The following is a 20,404-nucleotide window of genomic DNA, read 5'->3' on the forward strand; positions in this document are numbered from 1 at the left end:
TGCATTGGTGGGGAACACCGCCCAAAAATGTAGAGGGCCAAGGATGGCCCGAAACAAGCGCACATGGATGTGCTCGTAGCGGTTTTTGGGCGGTGTTCCCCACCAATGCAGCCCTCAAAGCTTCAAGGCTAGGTCAGGACTAAAAGCCAAGCGAAAAAGTCAGAACCGGACCCCACCTGTGTCAATCTCGGAAACCAGCTCCCGCGTCAGCAAGGTGTACCCGTCAGCCCCGGGGAGCCAGGCGTATACTTCCTCGCCGTCCCGAAGCGAATACCCGAGCTTCTGGATGTCCACCTTCCGGTACTTGAACGTCCCCGTTTTCTCGATGGCGTGGGTTACCCTTACGAATACCGGAACCGCATAGGTCGGCAGATTGTCCCTCAGATAGGCGAACAAACTGTTCACGTCGAACTCTCGGCCATTGCTGTGGGGAACCAGTGTCACCATGCCAGCCTTGCCGTTGGTGCCCGGAATCTCGACGCCGTAGACGATGGCTTCCTCGACCATTCCCGAGCCGTCGATGATGTTTTCCACTTCCGTCGTTGAGACATTCTCGCCCTTCCAACGGTAGGTATCGCCCATACGGTCGACGAACTGCAGGTGGCCGCACCCTATTTCCTTCAGGACATCGCCAGTGTTGAACCAGGCGTCGCCTTTCTTGAAGGCGTTGCGGAGGATGGATTTTTCCGTGGCCTCTTTTTGGGTGTAGCCCTCGAACGACCATTTTTTGGTGATCTCGCCGATCAACAGGCCGGGCTCGCCTTTAGCCACTTCCTGCATGAAGCCTTTTTCGTTACGAACTGGATCCCGTGTGCCGTCGTGGAATTTCACCAGTTTGTAGGGGGCGGTAGAGAAGCCTACCGTGTTGTCCATGTTGAAGAAGTTGCTGAAGCCGATGTTGCCTTCGCTGGAGGCGTAGAGCTCTGCGACTGTCTCTATCCCGAAGCGCTGCTTGAATTCCTTCCAGATGGACGGGCGGAGGCCGTTGCCGATCATTTTGGTGAGGCTGTGGTTCCGGTCCTGTTCGCTGGGTGGCTGGTTCAGCAGGTAGCGGCAGAGTTCGCCGACGTAGCCGAAGGTTGTGGCGTGGTAATAGCGAACGTCGTCCCAGAAGGCGCTGGCGGAGAACTTGCGGCGCAGGGCAATGGCGGAGCCGCCGGCCAGGACGGAGCCCCAGCAGACCAGCAGTGCGGTGCCGTGATAAAGGGGGAGCGTGCAGTAAAGAACGTCCTCCGGCTTCATGGCCAGAGACATCAGGCCAAATCCGCCGTAGGCCATTATAAATTTGCGGTGTGAGCCCGGGGCGGCCTTGGGCAGGCCGGTGGTGCCGGAGGTGAACAGGTAGATGGCGGTATCGCCCATTTTCGGCGCATCGCTCAGAACCGGGGCGTCGCTGTTGAAGGTGCTGACCTGCGCGGCCATGTTGGCGTAACCGGTCGGTGCGTCCCCAAAGGCGTTCAGCGTGTTGGTGTCTGCCAGAAACTGGAATGGCTGGGGATGGGCGGTCTTGAGATCTGTCTTTATGCCGTCGAACGCTTCGATCAGTTCCTCGCCAACCACCACCATTTTGGGCTCGATCAAGTTGATGCTGTGTTCGAGTACCTTGCCTCTCTGGGAGGTGTTGAGCATGGCGCAGGCGACGCCGAGTTTGGCTGCGCCGGCTACCACGGCCAGCAATTCGGGGCGGTTTTCAAGGAAGATCGCAATGGCATCCCCTTTGGCAAGCCCCTGGTCCTGCAGGTAGCGGGCGATGCGGTTAGCCCAGCCATTCAATTCGCTCCATGTGATCGAGCGGTCTTCAAACAGAATGGCGGGCCGGCTTCCCAGGTTCCGGGCGTTGTTCTCGATGAGTGTGCCGAGCGTAAGCTCACGGTTCTCGTTTTTCAGGGCATAGTAATACAGCCCCCGGGTTATGGCCGGCAAGCGCCGGAATATTCCGGGCAGGCTGCGGGCAATGTCCAGTGCGGATACGTTGTCTTGGCTCATGGTGTTTCCATTGGTCCCTTTTATTGTGTGGACGTTGAGCCCGGAACAACGCATGCCTCGGGTTCAGTCCAGAAACAGGTCCGGCATCAGGGGCTTATCGCCCGGCTCATACCGGTAATGATCGAAGTCGGTGATACCGTCCTGCCGTAGCAGCTCCTCGTCGATCAGGTTCTGACCAGTCATGGTCTCAGACGACCGGTTGAGGATGCTGACAGCAGCATCGGCCATGATGTCCGGCTTCCTGCCCTGGGCCATCATCTGGGGCCCGCCAACCTCAAATTCGATGGCTGCCGTGGCAATCAGCGTTTTTGGCCACAGCGTGTTAACCGCAATGCCGTACCGCCTGAACTCCTCCGCCATGCCCAGGCTCAGCATGGTCATGGCGTATTTTGTGGTGGTATAGGGGCCATATTGGGCGAACCACCGGGTATTCAGATTCAGAGGCGGCGACAGGCTCAGGATGTGAGCCCGGTCCGACTGTTTCAGCCAGGGCAGTGCGGCCTGGCTGCAGGCCATGACGGCCCGGGCATTGACCTGATGCATCAGGTCGTACCGGCTGACCTTGAGGTTTTCCACACCGGTTAGCCGAATGGCGCCCGCGTTGTTTACCAGTGCGTCGATGCCACCAAAATGCTCGCCGGCCTCATCAATGCGCTGGCGGATCTGCTTTTCATCCCGGACATCCAGAACCAGCGGTAGCGCTTTGCCTCCAGCATCCCGAACTTCCTCCGCCACCGTATGGATCGTGCCTGGCAGCTTCGGATGAGGCGTGTCTGATTTGGCAGCAATCACCACGTTCGCGCCCTGACGGGCGGCAGCGAGGGCGATGGCCCGGCCGATGCCACGGCTGGCGCCGGTGATAAAAACGGTACGATCACGCATGGTACTCATGCCTCGTTCTCCTGTTCGGCCGTCTCGTTGGCGGTTATCTGGACCAGTAACTGACTGCGCTTCACCTGGTCGCCCTTGCTCGCAAGAATCTCGGCGACTCTGCCGTCGCGGTCTGCTTTTACCGGATGCTCCATCTTCATGGCTTCCAGTATCACCAGCGTATCGCCCTGGTGAACGCTCTGACCAGCCTCAACTAACACATCAATGATGGCGCCATCCATGGTCGCCTGGATGCGACCGCTGCCCGCGCCGCCAGCAGTCCTGGCTGGTTGGTGGGTAACATCGCGCACCGACCAGGATTGCCCGAACGCCTGCAAATATAGGGAATCGCCCTGGCGGTGATATTGGCAGGCCTGACGAACGCCGTTGTCGATAATGCACAAATGGCCATCCCTCTGGCTTTCAAGTACCAGGGAATGCCGGGTTTCGCCCATACTCACAGACAACCGGCTGCCGCTGCGGGTCACCAATAGTTCGACAGTGGTGTCGCCGGTTTCCAGCTTGATCGGCGTCATGGTGGCCGGCGCATTGCTCCAGGCGCTCTGGCCCGAAATGCCATGGTCGAGCACGCAGGCGGCCAGGGCCAACTGGCGAATGGTCAGGTTTTGCGGCTGAAGGGACGGATCGTCCTTGAAGGCCTGCTGAAGGAAGGCCGTGGTCGCCCCGCCGGCCCCGAAAGTTTCGTCTGCGATAATCCGGCTCAGGAAATGGCGGTTGGTGGTCACACCGAACACGGTCGTGTCCTCAAGCGAGCGGATCAGCCGCCGGCGGGCTTCATCTCGGTTCTGGCCCCAGGCAATTACTTTTGCCAGCATCGGGTCGTAGTGGGGAGTGATAGCATCTCCAGATCGTACCCCGGTATCAAACCGTAAACCTTCGCCTTCGGCTGGTTCAAAGGCGTATAGCGGTCCGGTCTGGGGTGTGAATCCGTGGGCAGGGTCTTCTGCATAGAGTCGAACCTCAATGGCATGGCCATTTAGGTGAATATCGTCCTGGCCGAGCGGCAGCAGGCGTCCCTCGGCCACGTTGAGCTGCCAGGCCACCAGGTCCTGACCGGTAATGAGTTCGGTGACCGGATGCTCTACCTGCAGGCGGGTGTTCATTTCCAGAAAGTAGAAGTTTCGGTGCTTGTCGACCAGGAACTCGACGGTGCCGGCGCCTTCGTAGTTGCAGGCCAGAGCCGCTTTGACTGCAGCCTCACCCATGGCCTGGCGGAGTTCCGGCGTGACAAAGGGGGAGGGTGCTTCTTCCACTACTTTCTGGTGTCGGCGCTGTACCGAGCAGTCCCGTTCGCCGAGGTAGACCGCATTGCCGTGGCGATCCGCAAACACCTGGATTTCCACGTGGCGGGGCTCCATCACGGCTTTCTCCAGGATCAGTTCGTCGTCGCCGAAAGCCTGTTTTGATTCGGAACGGGCCCGTTTGATGTTGTCGGCCAGTTCGGATTCACTCTCAACCAGGCGCATGCCGCGGCCACCACCGCCGGCGGAGGCTTTGATCATGAGGGGGTAGCCGATGTCTTTGGCGGCGGCGATCAGTTCGTCGTCGTTGGCGTTGTCGCCTTCATAGCCAGGCACCACTGGCACGCCGGCTTCCTGCATGGCGATTTTGGAGCGGCGCTTGCTGCCCATGAGCTCGATAGCCGAGGCGGGAGGGCCAACAAACACCATACCGGCGTCTTTGCAGGCATTCGCGAAGCCGGCATTCTCGGAGAGGAAGCCGTAACCCGGGTGGATGCAGTCGGCGCCGGTTTTGCGGGCGGCTTCAAGAATTGCATTGCTGTTCAGGTAGGAGGCGGATACCTGTGCCGGGCCAATGCAGACGGCCTCGTCGGCGAGTTCCACGTGCATGGCCCTGGCGTCGGCCTCTGAGTAGACGGCCACGGTGCGGTAACCCAGGGCTTTCGCAGTGCGGATCACCCGGACTGCGATTTCGCCTCGGTTGGCTATTAACAGTTTTTTTAGCATGTTCTTGTTTTCCCCTGTGGAGTTCGCCGCGAGGCCGGCAGCCGTCTGGCTTCCAGAAAACCGCTACGAGCACATCCATGTGCGCTTGTTTCGGGCCATCCATGGCCCTCTACATTTTCTGGAAGCCAGACGGCTCACAACCTCGCTCCGCATCATTCGGATTCGCCTGCCCAGGCTGGTGGACGTTTTTGCATGAAGGCCATGGTGCCCTCCGTTCCTTCGCTTCCCCGGATGGCTTCCGCAAATTTTTCAGCCGCGCTGTCCAGCAAACCGCTCATAGGTTCATGGCCAACCCTGTGTAGCAACGCTTTGGTTTCTGCCGTGGCAACCGGTGCGCAGTGGCGGACACGATCCAGAGCGCTTGTCAGCATCTCTTCCAGTTCATCCTCTGAAGAAGCCGCCTGGTGAACGATGCCAAGACTGCATGCTTCGTTCGCATCGATTCTCAAACCGAGCAAGGCCAGTCGCCGGGCCTGAGTGAGGCCGATTCGTTCAACCACAAACGGCGCAATCTGGGCGGGAATCACGCCGAGAGAGGTTTCCGGCATGCCGAACTTGGCGCTCGGCCCGGCGATGGCGACGTCGGAAACGCAGGCCAAACCGAATCCACCACCCATGACAGCGCCTTCGGTGATCGCGATGACCACTTTCGAGGATTCGTTGACCTGTTGAATCATCTGGCCGAAGGCGCGGTTCAGACGATAGAACGGGTCCGCCTCACCCTCGGCCGCTTTCTGGCCGCGGGCTCCGGCCATGTCTTTGATATCACCACCGGCGCAGAAGTGCCCACCGGCGCCCCGGATGACGACGGCGCGAATGTGCAGGTCGTTTTCAATCTGGGTGAACACCGCGGACAGTTCCGCCACCATCTCGAGGCTCATGGCGTTGCGTACGTCCGGTCGGTTGATGGTGATAAACAGGGTGGGACCCTGTTTTTCCAGAAGCAGTGTTTCGCAATGCGGTACCTGGTCCATAAGTGACTCCACCGTCCATTTGTTAGTCGCGCTTCTTACCGGGAAGAGTCCCCATCATCTTGCAGATAATCCCGAGCATGATTTCGTCGGCACCACCGCCAATGGACACCAGCCGAACATCCCGGTGTGCTCGGGAAATCGGGTTGTCCCACATGTAACCGTTACCGCCCCAATACTGCAGGCAGCTGTCTGTAACCTCACGTCCAAGACGCCCGGCTTTGAGCTTGGCCATGGAGGCCAAGCGGGTGACATCCTTTCCATCAACGTGCAGCTCACAGGCTTGATAGGTGAGGGCTCGCAGTGCCTCGACTTCGGTTTGCAGTTCGGCCAGTCGGAAGTGTATTACCTGGTTGTCGATCAGTGGCTGACCGAAGGTCTTCCGCTCGCGGCAATACTCGATGGTCTTGGTGATGCAGTTCTCCAGCGCCTTGATCACGTTTGCAGCACCCCAGATCCGCTCCTCCTGGAACTGCAACATCTGCATCATGAAACCGGTGCCCTCGGCGCCGATCCGGTAGCGCTGGGGCACACGGACGTCGTCAAAGAAGATCTGGGCGGTTTCGGAAGAGCGCATGCCGAGCTTGTTCAGATGCGGGCTGAAGGAGATGCCCGGCGTTTTCGTGGGCACGATGATCAAAGACTTGTTCTTGTGGGGCTTGTCGTCCGAGGTGTTGGCCAGCAAGCAGATGAAGTCGGATTTGGGGCTGTTGGTAATCCACATCTTGGAGCCATTGATGATGTAGTCGTCGCCGTCTTTCTTGGCGGTTGTTTTCATGCCCGCCACATCAGAACCTGCGCCAACTTCACTGACGCCAATACATCCCACCATGTCGCCGGCAATGGCCGGCGCGAGAAAGCTGCGTTTGAGTTCATCGGAACCAAACCGGGAAATGGCCGGGGTACACATATCGGTCTGGACCCCGATGGCCAGCGGCACACCACCACAATGGGCCATGCCAAGCTCTTCCGCAGCCACCAGGTTGTAGCTGTAATCCAGCCCCATACCGCCGTATTCTTCGGGCTTCTGGATACCCAGGATTCCGAGGTTTCCGAGCTTTTTGAACAGTTCATGAATCGGGAATTCCCCGGCGGCTTCCCATTCGTCGCAGTGAGGATTGATTTCCTTCTCCACGAAATCGCGGACGGTTTTTCGAAGGGCTTCGTGTTCGGCTGTGAATTTCACGTTTTTGTTCTCCTGCTGGTAGAGAGTCCGTGCCTTCTTGGTGTTGGTGCACGTTTGTTAGCTTGGAACGCGGCTGTGTGGGATCGGTTTCAGAAAACCGCTACGAGCACATCCATGTGCGCTTGGCGTCGGCCATCCTTGGCCGCCGACATTTTCTGAAACCGATCCCACACAGCCGCTTATGTCTGCAAACTGGTTGCTGCCTGCTGGCAGTTTTGTTGTTTTTGTAGGTCGGGTTAGCCAAAGGCGTAACCCGACAGATTGGCGGGGTGGCCTGGCTTTTTTTGTCGGATTACGCCTTTGGCTAATCCGACCTACGTTTGTTTCTCGCATACTTCTGAAAAGCGCTCTCACTGAAGGCGTTAACTCCGAATCCTGAAGAATCGGTTGGGACACCCTGTCCAAAAATGTCGGCGGCCATGGATGGCCGACGCCAAGCGCACATGGATGTGCTCGTAGCGTTTTTTGGACAGGGTGTCCCAACCGGTTCCTCCCGCAAAACAAGCAGACCTACAGGCGGGCCACACCAAAGGTATTGGGCCGCAACTGCCGAGCCTCGGCTTCCCGGCAAACGTCCAGAACCAGTGCCAGAACGCGCCGCGTATCCCGCGGGTCGATCAGCCCGTCATCCCACAATCTGGCCGTTCCAAACAGCGCCGTTGAGCCTTCCTCCAGTTTCTTCGCCGTGGCCTGCTCCAGAAAATCCAGTGTCTTCGGATCCGGCTCCATGCCGCCGCGGCGCTGCTTGTCTTCGGCTACGATACGCATCACCTTGCCTGCCTGCGCCGGCCCCATAACTGCGGTTCGGCTGTTGGGCCAGGCGAAGATGAACCTCGGGTCCAGACCCCGCCCGCACATGGCGTAGTTACCTGCACCATAGGAACCGCCGATGACAATTGCGACCTTTGGCACCCGACAATTGGCCACCGCCTGGATCATCTTCGAACCGTGTTTGATGATGCCGTTCTGCTCCGAGTGAGTTCCCACCATGAAACCGGTGGTGTTATGCAGGAACAAAAGGGGCGTTCCGGCCTGGTCGCAGAGCTGGATAAACTGGGCGGCCTTGGCGGAGCCTGCCGGTGTAATCGGGCCGTTGTTGCCAATGATGCCAACCGAGTGGCCTTCGATGCGGATGGTGCCGCACACGGTCTGGTCGTCGAAATCGTTCTTGAAGTCCATGAACTTCGAACCGTCGGCGATTCGGGCAAGAATTTCCCGAACGTCGTAGGGCTTCTTGGAATCTGCCGGAATCACGCCCAACAGTTCGTCAGCCGGGTAGAGCGGTTCCTCCCATTGAAGCTCGCGCCGGGGCGGCAGCTGCTCGTTCCAGGGCAGGGCTTCGAGGATATTTCTGGCCTGGCGGATGCCGTCGGCGTCGTCTTCGGCCAGGTATTCGGCGGTGCCCGCAACAGTGGCGTGCATCTCGGCGCCTCCGAGTTCTTCGTCGGTGGCGACTTCGCCGGTCGCCGCCTTGAGCAGTGGCGGGCCTGCAAGGAACATCTTGGCCTGCTCGCGCACCACGATGACGTAGTCGGACAGACCGGGCTGATAGGCGCCGCCGGCAGTGGCATTGCCGTGAACCACGGTGACCTGGGGAATGCCCGCAGCCGACATCCGCGCCTGATTGGCAAAGCCCCGGGCGCCGAGCACGAAAATATCGGTGGCGTAGTTCAGGTTGGCGCCGCCGCTCTCGGAAAGAGATACCACCGGCAGCTTGTTTTCCATGGCGATCTGCTGCAGGCGCAGCGTCTTGTCCAGGCCGGCAGGGGTTATAGTGCCGCCTTTGATGGCGCTGTTGCTGGCCACCACCAGACAGCGGATGCCGCTCACATAACCGATGCCGGCGATGATCCCGCCGCCGGCAAGGCTGCCGTCCTTGTCGTCGTGCATCTTGTAGCCGGCCAGGGAGCAGAGTTCCAGAAAGGGCGTGCCGCGGTCCAGCAACCGGTTAATACGGTCTCTTGGGAGCAGCTTGCCCCGTTTGGTGAACTTCTCCCGGGCGGCTTCCGCCAAATCCAGAACCTTTTGCTCAACGTTCCGGAACGTGGTGATGTGGGCGTCCATGGCTTCGGCGTTGGTGCGGAAGTCCTCGGACGTGGAGCTTACCGTGGATTCAAGTACCTGCATGGTCGGCTCCTCAGTCGTCGCTCAGAACTTTCGGGGTGATGGCCCGGTGAAAGCCGTTGTAGGGTTCGTTGTTCTTGGCTTTCGGTAGCGGCCAGACTCGACCTCCCTGTGACGCACCGCCGTCGATCCGCAGACAATCCCCGCTAATGAACGCCGCGCCCGGGCTGAGCAAAAAGCAGATTGCCGAGCTGACTTCGGATTCGGTGCCCATACGCTTGATGGGCACGTTATCGCCGAGACTGCGGATCCACTGCTTCATGTGTACGGGGTAGTTATCCATGCCACTGGAGGCAATCCAGCCCGGAGCGACCGCGTTTACACGAACCCCGGACGCGCCCCACTCAACGGCAGCTGTCTGGGTAAAATTCACCATGCCGGCCCTGGCGGCGCCAGAGTGTCCCATGCCGGGCATGCCGCCCCACATGTCGGCGACAATATTGACGATGGCGCCCCCGGTTTTGGACAGCGCCTGGGTGTAGGCTTCCCGTGCCATCAGAAAGCCGCCGGTCAGATTGGTTCGAACCACCGTCTCCCAGCCCTTCTGGTTGATCCCGGTCAGCGGCGCCTGGAACTGTCCGCCGGCATTGTTCACCAAACCATTCAGGCCTCCGTGTTCGGCAATGATCGCCTTTACCGTGGCCTTGACCGATTCCTCTTCCCGGATATCGCAGACATGGGCGGACGCAATGCCGCCGTCCTCGGTGATCTCTGCTTGCACAGATTCCACTTTCTCGGCCTTGCGGCCCACCAGAGCAACCCGCGCGCCCAGGGCAGCGAGTTCATGGGCCGTACACCGGCCGATGCCAGAACCGCCGCCGGTAACAATAAACACCTGGCCTTTGAACAGGTCCGGATGAAAAACAGATTGATAGCTCATATCTCGAAGACCTTTCCCAATTTTCGGGCGCTCGGGCCGCTGGCCCCTCCCGGGACTGTGAGCAGCAGGGATGCTGCGATCAAGCTTACAGGGACGTATTTACAGCGTGTCCCGGGAGGGGCCAGCGGCCCGAGCGCGTGCTCCATGGTTTATTCGTTGATGATTTTTGACGGAACAGGCACCGGAAACTCCAATAGCTGCTGCGCAAACGCCTTTCCCTGGGGATCAATCCGCAGGCTGGCCACGCCACCGCCGCCAAGGCTGTGCTCCAGCAGGAAATTGATGGCCTGCAGCCCGGGCATGGCCCAGCGGGTCACCCGGCCGGTGTCCGGATTCAGGGTATGGGCCATCCAGTCCGCAACCGCCGCTTCCGTTAGCGCGGTTTCAATGAACGGCAGAAATTCCGGTTTGCGGGCGATCACGCCAATGTTGGTGTGGTCGCCCTTGTCGCCGCTGCGGGCCCAGGCAAGCTTCACCAGCGGCACAGTGGTATCCGTGTCGCCTGTCTCGTGTGTGAACGATTGGGGCTGGAGGTCGCTTTTATCGAAACCGCCGCTTGTCTCAACCTCAATGGTTTGCCGCTCGCCGCCCAGATCCACGGACACATCGACTTCCGTTTTCGGCACCAGGCATGAATACAACCGGATCTTCGGCCACACGGTCGGCCGGCCACCCACAATCCCGGTGATGCCCGGTGCCATACCCGTGGCTGCCTGGGCAATCTCGCGGGAAAACAGCACAAGGGCCTCTTTCTTGGCATGGGCGGTGCTGATCTTGACCACTACTTCGCGGCAATCCTCGCCACGGCCATGTGCACCGTAGGTCGTTTCCGTACCCAGAAGCTCAATGCTGGTTTCGCTGTAATCAGGCAGGCCACGTTCGCTGAACATGCGTGAGGTCTTGGCCAGAATGGCCTGTGCGACAGTCTGGGCCTTGGCCCTGGCATTCATGCCTGCCAGCAGGAAGGTGACCGTGCACTTGAAACCATCCGGCCAGGTGCCCGATACCTTGTAACTGTCGGTGGGTGGCAGCCCCCGTGCGCCCCGCACCTGTACACGGTCTTTACCGGTTTCCTCCAACTCTACACCTGTGAAATCGCAGGTAACGTCAGGCAGCAGGTAGGCCCTTGGGTCACCGATTTCGTAGACCAGCTGTTCCGCAACTGTGCCACGACTAACCAGCCCGCCGGTGTCTTCGGGCTTAGTGATAAAAAAGTCGCCGTTGGCACTCACTTCGGCTATCGGGAATCCCATGTTGGCGTAGCCGCCAGCTACCGCTTCCCAGTCGGTGAAGTTGCCGCCGGTGGCCTGGGCACCGCACTCGAGCAGATGCCCGGCCAGGCTGCCCTGGGCCAGTTTGTCGTAGTCTTGCCAGCTCCAGCCGAATTCGTGCACCAGCGGTGCCAATACCAGGGCACTGTCCGCGACCCGGCCGGTAATAACGATGTCCGCTCCCTGTTCCAGAGCCGCAACCAGACCTGGCGCTCCCAGATAGGCATTCAGGCTGACCATCATTGCCGGCATCGGTTGGCCGGAACCCATCTCCTTGACGCCCATATCGGCGAGATTTTTCTTCTTCATCAGTAGGTCGTCGCCCAGAACCAGGGCGATCTTCATGTCCACGCCGGCTTTTTCACAGAGAGCCTGAAGGGCGTCACGACAGGCCACCGGGTTGACGCCGCCGGCGTTGGCCAGCACCCGAATGCCCTTTTCCTTGATGTCTCCGAGCAAGGGGCCCATGACCGTCTGTACGAAATCCCGCGCATACCCCTGGGACGGGTCCTTCATTTTCTGGCCCGCCATGATCGACATGGTGATTTCGGCCAGATAATCGGCTACCAGATAGTCGATATTGCCCTTGCGGACCAGCTGCGCGGCAGCCGTTTCCGTGTCGCCCCAGAAGGCGGCGGAGCATCCGATGCGAACAGTGTTGGGGGATTCAGCCATCTTCCTGTGCCCTGTAAATGATTGCTGATTGAAAACGGGAGCGGTGGCGGTTTTGCCACATGATGGAGATGACAATACCAAGCAAGCGCTTGGTTTGTAAACAAGCATGTTTCAGGTAGAATTACAGGCCTCTTATGCCAACCGGGTAGCCGTAGTGAGCCAGAACCAGATCCTCCAGTCCCTGATCGCAGAAAACCTTGTGTCAGACCCCAAAGGCGCTCGCGGCCGTCTGCTCACTGAGGCTGCACGGCTTTTCCGGGAAAAAGGCTACGAGCGCACTACAGTTCGTGATCTTGCCGCTGCCGTGGGTATTCAGTCTGGCAGCCTGTTCCACCACTTTCGAACCAAGGAAGAGATCCTCAAGGCAGTGATGGTAGAAACCATCCGGCTGAACACCGGGCTCATGCAGGCGGCTTTGGAGGCCGCCGATACCAGCAGGCAGAAGCTTCGTGGACTGATCCGCGCGGAACTTGAATCTATCAATGGCCAGACCGGCGAAGCGATGGCGGTCCTGGTATTTGAATGGCGGAGCCTGTCGGCCCCGTCCCAGGGCGACGTGCTGGAGCTTCGGGACATCTACGAGAAACTTTGGCTGGATGTGCTGGAATCATTGAAGCGCGAGGGCGCGCTGGAGGCGGATCCCTTCGTTGTTCGACGGATGTTGACTGGCGCTCTCAGCTGGACAGTAACCTGGTACAAACCGGAGCGGGGAGGGCTGACACTGGATGGCCTGACCGATCAGGTAATGGCGATGATGGCTCTGTAAGCGGATTGGCGTTTTCAAAAGTCATTGTTTTATATCAACAATATTCTGGCCAATTTCTTTCCTTCCGGGCCATTGGCCCGATCGGCATAACAAAATCGGCATTCGAGCCATTTTTGTAGGACAGTTTTCACCGCATTCTTGCACCCGTTGACAAAAACCGAGTTCAGATCGGGCAAACAAAAACAACGTGATGCAGGGTGAAATATGATCTCCTCTCTGGCAAAGCTCGGACCGCATGTCTTTGCGGCTCGCCTCAAGGCTCTCTCGCTGGCAGCCGTTGCCATACTCACAGGTTGCTCGGCCAACCCCATCTACACCACCACCGGCGTTGTGCTCTCCAATTATTCGGAGGGCGAAGCCACGCCCTACGTGTTGCAGATGTCCGACACCCAGATGGCGTGTGCGCTGGGGGAGGGCGTGGATCCGCTGCTCTATTCCTTCTCGCGGGTCACCGATGCACCTGACAGCACCGGCTCTCTTTTGATGCTTCTGGCAGGCAATTGTGCGGAGTACGAGGCCTGGGAGGCTGAGCTCGCCTATCTCAGAGCGGATTATGAGGGAGATGTGGAAGCGGCCAAGGACGCCAGGGAAGTGGCAAAACGATTGAATGCGCTGACCGCGAAGCGCCGGTATGCCTCCTTCAAACGAGCGATGGCCGCCTACGAGTTTGAGCCCGCTGCTGAACCCCTTGAGTGCCCCTTTCTGTTCACCGAACAGGACGAAATCACCTTCCTGCTGGGCTTGCTGACCGGTATGCAGGCAATCGTAAACGATGCCAATTCCGGCGCCATCGCCGGAGTCCCCAGGAACATCGCTCCTCAGGCCGAGCGTGCCGCCACCTGTCTGGACAATGAAAAGTGGGGTGGTATGCCAAACGCCATCCGTGCCCTGGTCTGGCTGCTGCTGCCCGATACCCGTCCGGCTCTGGCGCCGGACCCCTGGCAGGTGCTTGAGCACAGCCGGGAACTGGGGGTTGAGAAAGGCATGCGGGTTCCGCACGCGCTTCAGGCGGTTGCCGCCGAAACCTTTGGTCGGCCGGAAAAGCTTGAGCAAGCCATCGCCAGTTTCGCTGAGGCCGATGCAACTATGGAGGTCTGGGACGATTACCGTCTGGTGGATGAAGTTGCGGCGGGTGTGGTGCGCTTCTCCTCTGACAAACACTGGACCGCCAATTACGGCTATCGGACGCCGCAATCCTTCTTCGGCAGGATGAGCCCTGAGCGGCAAACAGAGAACGTTGAAACCATGAATCTGGACGACCTGCTGTAACGCAGGTTGCCGACATCCTCTGAAAACTGACAAACACAAGAATGACCCGGAGGTCGATATGATCCGCAAATCCCTCGCTGCCATGGCCCTGGTGGCCGCCGCTCCGCTCGCATCGGCGCAGTCTGTTTCCATGTGCGTGTTCGATGTGATCGGCGCCAATGGGGACTTTTACAACTTCGTCAAAGATTATGCGCTTGAGATGAAGGGCCACGGCGTGGATTTCGAGCTGAAACCCTACACCGATGAGGGCGTGGCGATCGGTGATTTTAACGCCGGACAATGCGATGCCGTTGCCGCCACGGACATCCGGATTCGCCCGTTCAACAAGTTCACGGGCAGCATCAGTGCCGTCGGAGCGCTGCCCACCTACGACAACCTGAAAACCTTGTTGGCCACGCTCGTCCAGCCGAAAGCCGCGCCATTGATGAAAGATAACGGGTACGAAGTGCTCGGGATCATACCGGTGGGTGCCGGTTACCTGTTTGTAAATGATCGCAGTATTGATACCGCCGGCGAGCTGGCGGGCAAGCGAATGGCGACCCTCGACTATCAGAAAGACGCGATTCACATGGTGAACTTCGTCAAGGCCACGGTCGTGCCCTCCGACATCACCAATTTCGCCGGCAAGTTTAACAACGGTTCGGTGGATACCGCCTATGCGCCGGCTTTTGCTTACGAAGCTCTGGAACTCTATAAGGGCATCGGCGAGAGCGGCGGGGTTGTGGACTATCCGCTGGCACAGCTGACGCTTCAGATGGTTGCCCGTGATGACGTGCTGGACGACGACACCGCCCAGAAAGCCCGTGAAGTTGCCTGGAATATGTTCCCCCAGGCCATGGGGCTGATTGAAGGTCAGGAAGCAGCCATTCCCGAAGAAAAATGGGTGCGCATTCCTGAAAAAGACATCCGCGGCTATCAGGAAATGTTCCGGGAGAACCGGATCGAGATGCGCGATGGCCTGAACGGTGCGCCGGATGTGTATCACCCGAAAATGATGGGGCTGCTCAGCAAGATCCGCTGTGCAAGTAACCCTGCTGCAGCCGAGTGCACCGCGGCCAACCGCGAATAACAGGGCGGAACCATCATGAACTGGCGAGCAATTACCGCTCCGGCAGCACGGACCCTATACCCCGTACATCGCATGTACGGGGCGGTTCTGCTGCTTCTCCTGCTGTTTACCCTGCTGCTGGGGATGGGCAACTCGCTCCATTCCCGTTTGCTTTGGGTCGGAGAACAGACCTGGCCGAACTATTATCTGCTGAATCCCGATGCGACCGAGCCGTCCTGTCAGCTGGAAATGGATGTTGATGCCGAAGTTGAACGCCGGGTGGCCAATTACAAGCCCGACCCCGATGATTTGTTCAGCTCACCACCCAATCCCGATGCCATCCGCAAATCGCTGCAGAGCAATCTGGAACTCTGCCAGCAGCAATACGACGTCTATGAACAGAACCTGGCCCACGCCACGCCAGCCCTTGGGGTGTTCAAGACGGTAGAGCAGGGATTCGCGAACTTCCTGCTGGAGAACATTGAGCTAACCAAGTACCTGTTCATTGCGATGTTCGCGATGGCGGCGGCAATCGCTGCACTGGACACGGACCACATAGCGCTGCGCCTGCCCCGCAATCGAGCTGAATGGCGGCTGAGCCAGGGTGTGCAGTTTGTGGTTAATGGTCTGATGGTGCTGTCGCTGAACGCTTACCTGGGTAAGCTTTCCACGTCGCCGGGTTCGGACGGTACGATGAGCCTTCAATATGCCTGGGGCGGGGTCTTCGGCCTCTTCATGGTGATCAATGCAGCGCGCTTCCTGAACGTTCCGGAACGTATCCGCCCCGGCGGTCTTTCCGTCTCGTCCGGTCTGGTGATTCCTCTGTACTGTGCCATGGGCCTGATCGCCATGAGTTATTTCTTCCTGGTAGACGGGTATGCCTCGGGCCTCGCGATCTACTTTGGAATGATGTCCAACCTGTCATCCATGTTCATCAATATCGGCCTTTATGTGCTGGTGGGCATGATGCTGAAGCAGACCAGGATTCCCGAGCTCCTGCTCAATCTCATCAAACCTTTTAATCTGCCAGCGCCGATGCTGGCTTCGGTGATTATCTTCGCAACGGCGTTTCCGACCGCCTTCACCGGCGCATCGGGCATTTTCATCCTGGCCGTGGGTGGTGTTGTGTATGACGAGCTGCGCCGGGCCGGGGCAGGGCGCCAGCTTTCCCTGGCAACGACTGCCATGTCGGGAAGCCTCGGCGTGGTTCTCAACCCATGCCTGTTGATCGTTGTTGTGGCGGCTCTTAATAAGGAAGTGACAACCACTGAGATGTACAGCTGGGGTTTCTGGGTCTTCATCATGTCGGCGACGCTGTTTTCACTGATCGTCTGCAAGACCCAGGGGAACTGGAAGCCCCGTCCGGCGCCGGGCGCTTTCCGTGCGGCTCTCTCGGAAAGCCAGGCTCTGCTGCCTTATGTGGCCGTGGCAGCTCTGGTTATCCTGTCGATCTGGGGTGTTCTCGGCTTGAAGTTCAACGAATACAGTGCTCCGCTGATCCTGCCACTGGTTATGTTGGGTCTGGTACTGCTCGATTCCGGTCGGAGCAGTGCGGAGCAGGGCCAGAGCCGTTCCCAGGTGTTCTGGGCACGCAGCTCGGCCGCTGCCAGCGATTCGGCAGTGCACATTGGCGCGCTGCTGGCGTTGATCGGTTTTTCCATCTGCCTGGGGGGAATCCTGGAGCGTTCCGATATCGTTCATGCGCTCTTCCCGGAGGACCTGACCAGCCCTTGGATCGCCATGCTGGTGATCGTCGTGATGCTCACCATCATAGGCATGGTTATGGACCCGTTCGGCGCGGTCATCCTGGTATCGGCGACCATTGCCCAGCCGGCGATCCAGCTGGGTATTGATCCGCTGCACTTCTGGATTGTGTGTCTGGTGGCATTCGAGCTCGGCTACCTGAGCCCGCCAGTGGCGCTGAACCACCTGCTCACCCGCCAGGTGGTGGGTGAGACCGAAGTGCTGGCGGCAGAGCGCACTGGGTCTTTCTGGCATCGCTATGAGCGCTTGCTGCTGCCTCTGGCAGTAATGGGGCCAACACTCTTGTTCGTTGCCTTTGTGCCGATGTTGTTCTACGCGTTTTAATATCAAATTGAGAGGATGAGGGCCGTCTGGGGGGAACCTCAGGCGGCTTTTTGCATCTGGAATCCAAAAGGAAGCGTAGTTTGAACGAAACTGCACACTTAATGGGTGCGTGTTTGTTATACCCTATGGAATAAAATCGATCTGCTGCCAGTGGCCTGAACTATGAATTCACATGCCCCCTCAAAATTGATCCCGCTTTCCTTTGTTCTGCTTTCCCTGGTGGGTTGCGGCGGAGGTGGAGGTGGCGATGTTCTGGATGCTCAGGAGCCCGGTCTTGGCGGCACCATTACCATCGAAAGCGGCACGCGAGTGGACTCGGATACGGCGGATGACAGTCGGCTCAATGAAGCAGTGTCCAACGATTCTTTCAGTACCGCCCAGTTAGTGCCTTCAACAGGTATTCTGGGCGGCTATTTGAGCGCTACTTCAGGCATCTACCCCGATTCCGGCGAGTTTATCTTCGAGTATTTCGCTGACCAGCAGGATACATTCCGCGCGGATCTCGCAGCGGGAAGCACGATTACCGTTCAGGTTTTCGGGGATTCTGATTTTTTAGCGCCCTCGATTAGCCTGTCGGTTGATCAGAGCGGCGTTTCGGACTCAGACTCCGGTGCCGGCGATACAGCTTTGATGGTCACTGCACGCGCAGAAGGGCCCGCGGAGATAAGCCTCCGAACAGCCGGTGGCGGTCCATTCCGGTACGTGCTGTCTGTTTCGACAACCGGCGTCACCAATTTTCCGAGCTCTTATTACAGCCAGCCGGAGTTTGTTCCGGACGAGGCCATTGTGGTGATGTCGCAGCAAGAACAGGGGCGCCTGGATCCGCAGGGCCTCGCGGGAGCCTTGTCGGCCTCCTCTGCGAAATCACTGGGGCAGGGGGCCTGGTTAGTAAGGCGTGAGCCTGTTGGTGTCGTCGCTTCCCAATCGTCCAGCGCTTCCGGGGCCCTGCGGGACCAGACGCTTCGTTGGATTACCAATCTGAAGTCGCAGCCGGGCGTGCAGGTGGCAGAGCCAAACTATATCTACCGGGCTCAGGCGGACCGGGATCTGTCATCTTTGCAATGGAATCTGCCTCTCATCAGTACGCCCCTTGCCTGGCAAGCGGCGCCGACCCTTGGTAACTCGGTTGGAGTGGCTGTGATGGATACCGGCCTGTTCACATCCACTCCGCAAACCTATGGTGATTGGCACCTGGACCTGAACACTAATGTCATTCCGTTCAATTCCGGACGAATTCTCGATTATGTGTCTGCTGAAGTGGACATCGATCCACAGTTCAATGACCCCTTGGGCTACGACAACAACCCGGCTGATCCGGGTGACGGTAAACCTCAGAGCAGTAACTTCCATGGAACCCATGTTGCGGGCATTGTAGCTGCGCTGCAGGACTCTGCCGGCGTGGAGGGCGTTGCGCCGGCAGCAACACTCTGGCCCGTCAGAGTGCTTGGGCGTGATGGGGCGGGCACGCTGGATGACCTTGTCGCAGCGGTAAATTGGGCTGCTGACAACCCCGATATCGATGTCATAAACCTGAGTCTCGGAGGGGTTGGTCCGAGCACAGTATTGGAAGCAGCCATAAACCGGGCTGATGAAAATGGAAAGCTGGTTGTCGCTGCGGCTGGCAATCAGGGTACAGATGAGTTGACCTATCCAGCGGCCTTTGAGCGAGTTATTGGCGTTGGCGCCGTCGATGCGGGGAAGGTGCGCGCCTCATACTCCAATTTTGGTGGTTCAGTGGATCTTGTTGCGCCGGGCGGGGATGCGACCAGAGACGCGAATCTGGATGGTAACGCCGACCTGGTCATCAGCACCTGGGGGGTTGATGATGGTGGTGACTTTATCCGTTCCTATGCAGGATTACAGGGTACCTCAATGGCTGCTCCGCACGTTGCAGGCGTTTATGCCTTGATGAAAGGGGCAAACCCTGAGGGAGTTACTCCCGGCCAGTTTCGGGCCTGGATGGTCAGTGGTGTGCTGACAGAGAACTTAGGCAACAGTACCGAATATGGTGCTGGTTTGATAAATGCGCTCAAGTCAGTTGACGCGGCTCTGGACGGATCCGTGAGCACGATAGTCCTTTCTTCGCCTTCTGCCATCGAGTTTGACCGTGCACGCTTCAATAGCGAGCTTGATTTTACCGTTTATCCCGAAGGCGAATCGGTCGTGGTTGATAACGTTGCCTTCGATCCAAATTTGATCTCTCTCGATCCGGCGCTTTCAGCTGGCAACTCTCTGCCGAGCTCGGTGGCCGTCTCGGCATTGGAGGAAAATGTCGTTGACGGGCAGAGTTATGCGACGACGATTCAGATTGACTACAGTGCTGGTGGCGAAACCGGAACCCTGAAGGTTCCAGTTTCGATAGACCTCAGGGAATTGGTTGATGAGCGAGACGCCGGTCGCCACTATGTACTGCTGGTAAGCCCTGATGAAAGCCGCGAAACCATCGAGCAGCGCGTGGTGACGGCCCGCGATGGAAGTTACAGCTTCTCCTTCGACGACATAGAACCCGGGGAGTATTTCCTGGTGGCCGGAACGGACATGGACAACAATGGCTTTATTTGTGAGAGCGGCGAGGCTTGTGCCGAGTACCCGGTAAATGGCTTGCCAGAGAAGATCGTCATCGGGGAAGAGCGGGTCACCGGCGTCACCCTGAGCACAAGCTTCCGGCGCCCGACCATTGCTTCCATGGGTTTGCCCCGAATCGGCTTCGAGGGCTATCGTTTGAAAAACCGTGGGAGCACAGCTGCTGAGCCGGTGAGAAACCTGGAGGTCAATCGTTGATGCCCATTCACTTTCGCGCTATCTGTCTTCTGACAGTAATGCTGATGCTATCCGGATGTGCAAGCAGTCGTTCGGAAACCGCAGAAGGTGGGCCGCTAGCACGCCAGATCACGCAGTCGGCGCACTGTGGCCTTACGGCTCCCGGCCATGTTCATCTGGCAAGCCGTCAGGACGTTCAGAAGCTGGAAGCGTTGCCCGGGCGAAACCTCTCTCTCGAGGCGCTCAAAACTATTGAGTTTGAAAGAGAACACATCGTTTTGGCTTCAATTGGCCAGAAGCCAACCGGCGGCTACAGTGTCACCCTTGACTCCTCTGAGATCCGTGGCGGAACCCTGGAGCTGAGGGTCAGAGTCGCTGAACCCGCCCCCGGCACCATCGTCACCCAGGCCCTGACCACCCCCTGCGCGGTCATCGCGGTGACCGCTGAAGGCTGGGATGATATCCAGATCACCCGCGCCGAAAACAACCGTTGATCTTTCCTCACGAATCCCTAAGCTATGG

At 58.7% G+C, this 20,404-nt stretch carries 14 protein-coding genes; 6 read left to right on the plus strand and 8 right to left on the minus strand.

All coding sequences use genetic code 11. The annotated features are described in order from the left end of the window. Positions 1 to 159: 159 nt before the first annotated feature. The 8 genes from CFB02_RS02225 to CFB02_RS02260 form a co-directional block, all read right to left on the minus strand. Positions 160 to 1,986: a long-chain-acyl-CoA synthetase gene (locus CFB02_RS02225; RefSeq protein WP_088556693.1), complete on the minus strand. Its 1,827-nt coding sequence runs from the start codon at positions 1,984 to 1,986 to the stop codon at positions 160 to 162. A 63-nt stretch (positions 1,987 to 2,049) separates the two neighbouring features. Beyond that, the gene (locus CFB02_RS02230) at positions 2,050 to 2,877 is read right to left on the minus strand and encodes an SDR family oxidoreductase (protein ID WP_088556694.1); all 828 of its coding nucleotides are present in this window, start codon (positions 2,875 to 2,877) and stop codon (positions 2,050 to 2,052) included. Further along, complete coding sequence (locus tag CFB02_RS02235) at positions 2,874 to 4,844, minus strand: acetyl/propionyl/methylcrotonyl-CoA carboxylase subunit alpha (protein WP_088556695.1); 1,971 nt, start codon at positions 4,842 to 4,844, stop codon at positions 2,874 to 2,876. Before CFB02_RS02235 ends, CFB02_RS02230 begins: the two co-directional genes overlap by 4 nt. A 152-nt stretch (positions 4,845 to 4,996) precedes the next feature. Beyond that, entirely contained in the window at positions 4,997 to 5,818 is an 822-nt protein-coding gene (locus tag CFB02_RS02240; RefSeq protein WP_088556696.1) for an enoyl-CoA hydratase/isomerase family protein, read from the minus strand. 22 nt (positions 5,819 to 5,840) lie between these two features. Further along, a complete protein-coding gene (locus CFB02_RS02245) occupies positions 5,841 to 7,001 on the minus strand; it encodes an acyl-CoA dehydrogenase family protein (RefSeq protein WP_064228612.1) in 1,161 nt (386 codons plus the stop codon). Positions 7,002 to 7,511: 510 nt separating this feature from the next. After that, positions 7,512 to 9,128: an acyl-CoA carboxylase subunit beta gene (locus CFB02_RS02250; protein ID WP_088556697.1), complete on the minus strand. Its 1,617-nt coding sequence runs from the start codon at positions 9,126 to 9,128 to the stop codon at positions 7,512 to 7,514. A 10-nt stretch (positions 9,129 to 9,138) separates the two neighbouring features. After that, complete coding sequence (locus CFB02_RS02255) at positions 9,139 to 10,005, minus strand: SDR family oxidoreductase (protein WP_088556698.1); 867 nt, start codon at positions 10,003 to 10,005, stop codon at positions 9,139 to 9,141. Positions 10,006 to 10,154: 149 nt separating this feature from the next. Next, positions 10,155 to 11,951 carry an acyclic terpene utilization AtuA family protein gene (locus CFB02_RS02260; protein WP_088556699.1) on the minus strand — a complete coding sequence of 599 codons (1,797 nt, stop codon included), beginning with the start codon at positions 11,949 to 11,951 and terminating at the stop codon, positions 10,155 to 10,157. Between the two features lie 106 nt (positions 11,952 to 12,057). On the opposite strand from CFB02_RS02260, the gene CFB02_RS02265 reads away from it, so the two are divergent. The 6 genes from CFB02_RS02265 (at position 12,058) to CFB02_RS02290 (ending at position 20,376) form a co-directional block, all read left to right on the plus strand. Continuing rightward, the gene (locus CFB02_RS02265; protein ID WP_088556700.1) at positions 12,058 to 12,717 is read left to right on the plus strand and encodes a TetR/AcrR family transcriptional regulator; all 660 of its coding nucleotides are present in this window, start codon (positions 12,058 to 12,060) and stop codon (positions 12,715 to 12,717) included. A gap of 204 nt (positions 12,718 to 12,921) precedes the next feature. Continuing rightward, entirely contained in the window at positions 12,922 to 13,986 is a 1,065-nt protein-coding gene (locus tag CFB02_RS02270; protein WP_088556701.1) for a hypothetical protein, read from the plus strand. A gap of 58 nt (positions 13,987 to 14,044) precedes the next feature. Then, positions 14,045 to 15,055, plus strand: a complete 1,011-nt coding sequence (locus CFB02_RS02275; protein WP_088556702.1) for a putative solute-binding protein — start codon at positions 14,045 to 14,047, stop codon at positions 15,053 to 15,055. Between the two features lie 15 nt (positions 15,056 to 15,070). Further along, positions 15,071 to 17,122, plus strand: a complete 2,052-nt coding sequence (locus CFB02_RS02280; protein ID WP_088556703.1) for a TRAP transporter large permease subunit — start codon at positions 15,071 to 15,073, stop codon at positions 17,120 to 17,122. A 162-nt stretch (positions 17,123 to 17,284) separates the two neighbouring features. After that, positions 17,285 to 19,903, plus strand: a complete 2,619-nt coding sequence (locus CFB02_RS02285; RefSeq protein WP_088556704.1) for a S8 family serine peptidase — start codon at positions 17,285 to 17,287, stop codon at positions 19,901 to 19,903. After that, positions 19,903 to 20,376 carry a protease complex subunit PrcB family protein gene (locus CFB02_RS02290; RefSeq protein ID WP_088556705.1) on the plus strand — a complete coding sequence of 158 codons (474 nt, stop codon included), beginning with the start codon at positions 19,903 to 19,905 and terminating at the stop codon, positions 20,374 to 20,376. The genes CFB02_RS02285 and CFB02_RS02290 overlap by 1 nt, the downstream gene beginning before the upstream one ends. The last annotated feature ends 28 nt before the right edge of the window (positions 20,377 to 20,404 follow it).

Source organism: Marinobacter sp. es.042 (assembly GCF_900188315.1).
In the GTDB taxonomy this organism is placed as follows: Bacteria; Pseudomonadota; Gammaproteobacteria; order Pseudomonadales; family Oleiphilaceae; genus Marinobacter.

Bases quoted from the DNA above. Each gene is read 5' to 3' on its own strand.
- CFB02_RS02225 (WP_088556693.1), bottom strand. From the start codon at position 1,986: ATGAGCCAAGACAACGTATCCGCACTGGACATTGCCCGCAGCCTGCCC.
- CFB02_RS02230 (WP_088556694.1), bottom strand. From the start codon at position 2,877: ATGAGTACCATGCGTGATCGTACCGTTTTTATCACCGGCGCCAGCCGT.
- CFB02_RS02235 (WP_088556695.1), bottom strand. From the start codon at position 4,844: ATGCTAAAAAAACTGTTAATAGCCAACCGAGGCGAAATCGCAGTCCGG.
- CFB02_RS02240 (WP_088556696.1), bottom strand. From the start codon at position 5,818: ATGGACCAGGTACCGCATTGCGAAACACTGCTTCTGGAAAAACAGGGT.
- CFB02_RS02250 (WP_088556697.1), bottom strand. From the start codon at position 9,128: ATGCAGGTACTTGAATCCACGGTAAGCTCCACGTCCGAGGACTTCCGC.
- CFB02_RS02255 (WP_088556698.1), bottom strand. From the start codon at position 10,005: ATGAGCTATCAATCTGTTTTTCATCCGGACCTGTTCAAAGGCCAGGTG.
- CFB02_RS02260 (WP_088556699.1), bottom strand. From the start codon at position 11,951: ATGGCTGAATCCCCCAACACTGTTCGCATCGGATGCTCCGCCGCCTTC.
- CFB02_RS02265 (WP_088556700.1), top strand. From the start codon at position 12,058: ATGTTTCAGGTAGAATTACAGGCCTCTTATGCCAACCGGGTAGCCGTA.
- CFB02_RS02270 (WP_088556701.1), top strand. From the start codon at position 12,922: ATGATCTCCTCTCTGGCAAAGCTCGGACCGCATGTCTTTGCGGCTCGC.
- CFB02_RS02275 (WP_088556702.1), top strand. From the start codon at position 14,045: ATGATCCGCAAATCCCTCGCTGCCATGGCCCTGGTGGCCGCCGCTCCG.
- CFB02_RS02280 (WP_088556703.1), top strand. From the start codon at position 15,071: ATGAACTGGCGAGCAATTACCGCTCCGGCAGCACGGACCCTATACCCC.
- CFB02_RS02285 (WP_088556704.1), top strand. From the start codon at position 17,285: ATGAATTCACATGCCCCCTCAAAATTGATCCCGCTTTCCTTTGTTCTG.
- CFB02_RS02290 (WP_088556705.1), top strand. From the start codon at position 19,903: ATGCCCATTCACTTTCGCGCTATCTGTCTTCTGACAGTAATGCTGATG.